The sequence below is a fragment of the Mesorhizobium sp. M7D.F.Ca.US.004.03.1.1 genome, assembly GCF_003998635.1.
Lineage (GTDB): Bacteria > Pseudomonadota > Alphaproteobacteria > Rhizobiales > Rhizobiaceae > Mesorhizobium > Mesorhizobium loti.
This window is the reverse complement of record NZ_RZQG01000358.1, coordinates 1-5,718: the sequence shown is the minus strand read 5'-3', so window position 1 is coordinate 5,718 and position 5,718 is coordinate 1. Positions and strand designations below refer to the sequence as shown.

5 protein-coding genes and 1 pseudogene are annotated in these 5,718 nt (G+C 63.5%); all 6 read right to left on the bottom strand.

Annotated features, from left to right (window positions below):
• Positions 1-203 (bottom strand): annotated as a pseudogene (locus EN935_RS19720) (anti-sigma factor); the annotation flags it as partial.
• On the bottom strand, positions 200-766 hold the full coding sequence (locus tag EN935_RS19715; RefSeq protein WP_127262625.1) for a sigma-70 family RNA polymerase sigma factor: 567 nt from the start codon (positions 764-766) through the stop codon (positions 200-202). The pseudogene EN935_RS19720 and the gene EN935_RS19715, both read right to left, overlap by 4 nt.
• 173 nt (positions 767-939) lie before the next feature.
• Positions 940-1,779: an alkaline phosphatase family protein gene (locus EN935_RS19710; RefSeq protein WP_127262626.1), complete on the bottom strand. Its 840-nt coding sequence runs from the start codon at positions 1,777-1,779 to the stop codon at positions 940-942.
• A 98-nt stretch (positions 1,780-1,877) separates the two neighbouring features.
• The gene (locus tag EN935_RS19705) at positions 1,878-3,467 is read right to left on the bottom strand and encodes an ABC transporter substrate-binding protein (RefSeq protein ID WP_126067345.1); all 1,590 of its coding nucleotides are present in this window, start codon (positions 3,465-3,467) and stop codon (positions 1,878-1,880) included.
• Between the two features lie 251 nt (positions 3,468-3,718).
• Positions 3,719-5,374: an ABC transporter ATP-binding protein gene (locus EN935_RS19700; RefSeq protein ID WP_126067346.1), complete on the bottom strand. Its 1,656-nt coding sequence runs from the start codon at positions 5,372-5,374 to the stop codon at positions 3,719-3,721.
• A partial coding sequence (locus tag EN935_RS19695) for an ABC transporter permease subunit (RefSeq protein WP_127373545.1) occupies positions 5,374-5,718 on the bottom strand: 345 nt, incomplete at its 5' end. The genes EN935_RS19695 and EN935_RS19700, both read right to left, overlap by 1 nt.

Here is a 5,718-nt window from a genome sequence, read left to right as displayed (position 1 = left end):
GCCGGCGGCCGGATCGCTTCGTTGGCGGCCGTGGCGCCGGAGAATTCGGCTTCCGCCTCGCCAAGGGCGGCAAGTGCGGCCGGATCGCTGGCCAGCCATTCTTCGATCGCTTCCAGATCCGAACCTTCCAGCGAGCCGTTCAGATAGAACGGCAGCAGCGTTTCCATTTGATCGCGGCGCGACATCTTTTCAGCGGCACTCATGGCCACCCCCTGTCGTAACCGGCGGCCTTGAGGGCTTCGCCGAGTTTCTTGCGGGCGTAGAACATCCGGGTCTTGACGGTGGCGACCGGAATGTCGAGCACCTCGCCGATCTCGCTCACGGACTGTCCGTGATAATAGGCAAGATCGATCACCACGCGATGCTCATCGGGCAAGGCGTCGACGAAGCGCCGCAAGGCGGCAGCCTTGTCTTCCTTCATGGTGACGACTTCCGGCGTGTCGGCGCTGTCGGGCACCGCGGCGGCGGCCTCGTCGTCGATCCAGTCTTCCTTCTTCTTGCGCAGCAGGGACAGCGCCTTGAAACGGGCGATGCCGAGCAGCCATGTCGAGACTTCGGAGCGTCCTTCGAAGCCTGGCGCCTGGCGCCACAATTCGAGAAACACTTCGTTGGCGATATCGTCAGCCATCATTTCCGATCCCGTCTGGCGCACCACGAAGCGGTAGACCCGCGCGTGGTGACGCATGAACAGGAGCCGCACGGCGGCACGGTCGCCCTTCGCGACCCGGTCGACGAGTGCGCGATCGGTCTCCGTCGCTGCCGTCATGGCCGGTTGAGCCGCCTGGCTCCTGTCTGCTCTGTCGCCGATCGGTCCAAAAAGGTTCATCCTCCGCCAAGGAATTTTGCGGAGGCTAACCGAAGTCATTAGGTGTTGCCAGAGGCAGGACCTTCCCTTCTCCCACAACAAGGGGAGAAGGGAAGAGCTCTGCGACCCGCTTCTCACCCCAAGAACGGCTTCGCCTTCATCGTCGCTGGCACGGGAACACCCAGCCGGCCCAGCACTGTCGGCGCCAGCTGCAGCTGGTCGAGCAGGGTGTCAGCCTGCGGACCCTTGCCGGCCCCGAAATAATACAGCGCGAAATCCTGCATCTCGTCGTCATGGCCGCCATGATGGCCACGATCGGTCTGGCCGTGGTCGGCGGTGACCATGACCTCGTAGCCGGCTTCGATCCAGCGCGGCAGGAAGGCGGCCAGCATGCCGTCCATCGCATAGACGGCATGGTCCATCTCGTGGCAGTCATGGCCGAAGCGGTGGCCCATCGAATCCAGCGTGCAGGTGTGCAGGATGCCGTAGTCGATGCCGTGGCGTTTGGTCAGCATGGTCAGGGTCGCGAACAGGTCGACGTCGCTCGGCGTCATCTGGTTGCGGGCGTTGTAGCCGGTCATGGTGTGGAAGCGGCCATGCGTGATCGGCCCGCTCGGCTCGTCGAATTCCATGTCCTCGACCAGGTCGAACGGATAGGCGCGGAAGAACTCCGACCAGTAGGAATGTGTCACCGCACCCGTCTTGCCGCCCGCCTTGCTGACTTCGGAGAAGATATCGGGCTGCGCGACGCGGAACCGGTTCTCGTTGGACAGGATGCCGTGCACCTGCGGCGAAACCCCGGTATGGATCGAGGCGTAGCAGCAGGCCGAGGTCGACGGCAGCACGGAGCGCATCTTCCAGACCCGCGCCTCGCCCGATTGCACCCAGCCTTCGAGGTTGCCCATCAGCCGGCGCCAATTGCGATAGGGCACGCCGTCGAGGATGATCAGCAAAAGCTTGGATTTGAGCGCCATGGGCGGCTCCTTGCAATTTGGCAGTTGAAACGGGAACGCCGTGTGCCGTTTGGGCACACAGCGTTCTTGATAAATGAAATCGGACGATCAGATTTCGGCTAAGCGTTGAGCCAGCACTCGCCGAGCGCGTAGCCGTCCATCATTTCGCCGATCGGGCTCTTGGCAAAGCCGCTGATCTTGTTGGTGGCGGCAGCGTCGATGAACTGGTTGAAGAAAGGCACGATCAGCCCGCCTTCGTCGCGCATCATCACCGCCATGTCGTGGTAGATCGCCTTGCGTTTGGCCTGGTCGAGTTCGCCGCGCGCGGCAAACAGCATCTTGTCGAATTCCGGCCGCTTGAACCGCGTGTCGTTCCAGTCGGCGGTTGAGACATAGCCGGTGGAGTACATCTGGTCCTGCGTGGCGCGTCCGCCCCAGTAGGAGAGCGAGAAGGGCTGCTTGTTCCAGACCTCCGACCAGTAGCCGTCGCCGGGCTCGCGCTTGATCTCGATCTTGATGCCGGCCTTGGCGCAGGACTGCTGATAGAGCTGGGCGGCATCGACGGCGCCCGGGAAGGCGACGTCCGAGGTGCGCAGCACGATCGAGCCGCTATGGCCTGACTTCTTGTAGGCCGCCGCTGCCTTCTCCGGGTCGAACTTGCGCTGTTCGATGTCGGTGGAAAACAGCGGATAGGCCTCGTTGATCGGGAAGTCGTTGCCGACCGAGCCATAGCCGCGCAGGATCTTTTCCAGCATCTCCTCGCGGTCCATGGCAAGTTTCAGCGCCATCCGCAGGTCGCTGCTGTCGAAGGGGGCTGTGTCGCAGAACATGTTGAACGGGTAATAGCCCTTGCCCGATACGTTCTCGATGGTGACGCCCGCGATGCGCTTGACCAGATCCACGACCTTGGGCTCGACGCGGTTGATCATGTGCACCTGACCACCCTGCAAGGCTGCAAGCCGTGCGGTCGCATCATTGATGACGACGATCTCGATCTGGTCGGCATGGCCGGCCTTGTCGCCTTGCCAGTAATTGGCGAAGCGCTCGCCGCCATGGCGCACGCCTGGCTGGTTGACGGTGACCTTGTAGGGGCCGGCGCTGATGCCGGCATTCGGGTTGTCCTTGCCGCCATTCGGCTGGATGACGAGATGGTAGTCGGCCATCAGATAGGGGAAGTCGGCATCGGCGTCGCCAAGCGTGACGATCACTTCCTTGCCGCTCGCCTTGACGCCCTTGATGTTCTTGAGGATGCCGAGCGCGCCCGACTTCGACTTCTCGTCGGCATGGCGCTCGATGGTGGCCGCGATGTCCTCGGCGGTGACGGTCTTGCCATTGTGGAACTCGATGCCGTCGCGCACCTTGATCGTCCAGGTCTTGGCGTCCTTGGCGGCGCCGATCTCCTCGGCGATCAGATTTGTCAGGCTGTTGTCGGGCATTAGCCGGACAAGGTATTCGCCCCACTGCTTGCCGAAGCTGTAGGTGACCTGGCTGAGGTTGAGCGCCGGGTCGAGGCTGTTGGTCGATTCGCCGCCTTGCAGGCCGGCCTTGATTGTTCCTCCCTTGACGGGTGTCTGGGCAAAAGCCTTGCCAGCCAGTGTCGTTGCCAGTGCCGCCGAGACGCCAAGGGCGGCGGTGCGGCCGAGGAAGTCGCGGCGCGATATCCGGCCCTGGCCGGCGAGCTCGGCGAGATGGTCGAGTTCAGTCTTCATGTCCTACCCCTTTTAAGAAAAAAAATTGTACGGGCGCTGCCCGTCCGCAGGACGTGTGGCGCTGTAGTGTTGCATCCGGATGACGGCCGCCGGCTCCCCTGACCCTAGCGGACCGCTGGCTTGCCAGAGCAATTCCAGGAAAAGTGTGAAACGGTTTTCCCGGGAAAAGCGCATAGCGCGCTTTCCCTTGGGAATTGCGTCAAAACAAAGAGTTAGAGCGGTTCGCCGTTTCCGTGAAACGGTGAACTGCCCTAGTTCCCCGCGCTGGCCATGCGCCGTCCCTTGATCGCCTTTTCCAGCCAGCCGATCTCCATCTCGGGGACCGATGACAAGAGAAGGTCGGTATAGGCGTCGAAGGGCGGCGCCAGCACCTGGCTCTTGGGGCCGTAGCGCACCACCTCGCCGCGATACATCACCGCGATCGAATCGGCGATCGACTTCACCGTCGCCAAGTCGTGGGTGATGAAGAGATAGGCGACGTTCTCCTCCTTCTGCAGCTCGAGCAGCAGCTCGAGGATGCCGTGAGCGACCAGCGGGTCGAGCGCCGATGTCACCTCGTCGCAGATGATCAGCTTCGGCTTGGCGGCAAGCGAGCGGGCGATGCAGACCCGCTGCTTCTGGCCGCCGGAAAGCTCGGCCGGGTAGCGGTCGGAAAAGCCCTTGCCCATCTCGATCTTGTCGAGCAGTTCGGCAACGCGCTTGTCGCGTTCGCGGCCGCGTATGCCGAAATAGAACTCCAGCGGGCGGCCGATGATGGTGCCGACGGTCTGGCGCGGATTCATTGCCACGTCGGCCATCTGATAGATCATCTGCAGCTGGCGCAGATCCTCCTTCGGTCGATCGGCCAGACGGTTTGCCAGCGGGCGCCCGTCGAAGGTGACGGTGCCCTGTTCGGGCGGCAGCAGGCCGGTGATGGCGCGCGCCAGCGTCGACTTGCCCGAGCCCGACTCGCCGACGACGGCAAGCGTCTGTCCCGGATAGATGTCGACCGACACGTTCTTCAGCACCTTGATCTGGCTGCGGCCATAGGCGGCGGTGACGTTCTTCACCGACAGGAACGGCGTCATGCCGGGCTTCTGCTCGGCATGTTCGATCTCATGCACCGACACCAGCGCGTTGGTGTATTCCTGGCGCGGCTCCTTGATGATCTGCCTTGTGCCGCCCCATTCGACCAGCCGGCCATGGCGCAACACCATGATCTCGTCCGAGACCTGGGCGACGACGGCAAGGTCGTGCGTGATATAGAGTGCCGCCACGTGGGTGTCGCGGATGGCGTCCTTGATCGCCGCCAGCACGTCGATCTGCGTCGTCACGTCGAGCGCGGTTGTCGGCTCGTCGAAGACGATCAGGTCCGGCTCGGAGCACAGCGCCATCGCCGTCATCACGCGCTGCAGCTGGCCGCCCGAGACCTGGTGCGGAAAGCGCTCGCCGATGGTTTCGGGATTTGGCAGGCTGAGCTTCTTGAACAGCGCAACGGCGCGCTTCTCGGCCTCGGCACGTGTCGCCGTGCCGTGCAGCAGCGTGGCTTCCACCACCTGGTCCATCAGCCTGTGCGCCGGATTGAAGGCGGCTGCCGCCGACTGCGCGACATAGCAGACCTCGCGGCCGCGCAATTTGCGGAAGCCATCCTTGCCGCCCTTGAGGATGTCGCGGCCATTCAGGATGACCTCGCCGCCGGTGATGCGCACGCCACCGCGGCCATAGCCCATCGACGACAGACCGATGGTCGACTTGCCGGCCCCGGATTCGCCGATCAGGCCGAGCACCTTGCCCTTCTCTAACGTCAGCGAGACATCGTGCACCAGCACGATGTTCTTCGGCGGTTCGCCGGGCGGGAAGACGGTGGCCTCGATGCGCAGATTGCGGATGTCGAGCAGCAGGCCGGGTTTCGCTTTGCTGTCGGCCATCACCCGCGTCCTCCCTTGAGGCTTGTCGTCCGGTTGAGCACCCAGTCGGCGACCAGGTTGACGGAAATCGCCAGCAGGGCGATCGCCGCCGCTGGGATGAGTGCCGCCGCGATGCCGAAGACGATGCCGTCCTTGTTTTCCTTGACCATGCCGCCCCAGTCGGCGTCCGGTGGCTGCACGCCAAGGCCGAGGAACGACAGCGTCGACAGGAACAGCACGGCGTAGATGAAGCGCAGGCCGAGTTCGGATACCAGCGGCGACAGCGCATTGGGCAGGATCTCGCGGAAGATGATCCAGGCGCTGCCTTCACCGCGCAGTTTCGCTGCCTCGACATAGTCCATGAC

What these genes read in the sequence shown, in the direction of transcription:
- EN935_RS19705 (WP_126067345.1), bottom strand. Translation starts at nt 3,467, where the DNA reads ATGAAGACTGAACTCGACCATCTCGCCGAGCTCGCCGGCCAGGGCCGG.
- EN935_RS19700 (WP_126067346.1), bottom strand. Translation starts at nt 5,374, where the DNA reads ATGGCCGACAGCAAAGCGAAACCCGGCCTGCTGCTCGACATCCGCAAT.
- EN935_RS19715 (WP_127262625.1), bottom strand. Translation starts at nt 766, where the DNA reads ATGACGGCAGCGACGGAGACCGATCGCGCACTCGTCGACCGGGTCGCG.
- EN935_RS19710 (WP_127262626.1), bottom strand. Translation starts at nt 1,779, where the DNA reads ATGGCGCTCAAATCCAAGCTTTTGCTGATCATCCTCGACGGCGTGCCC.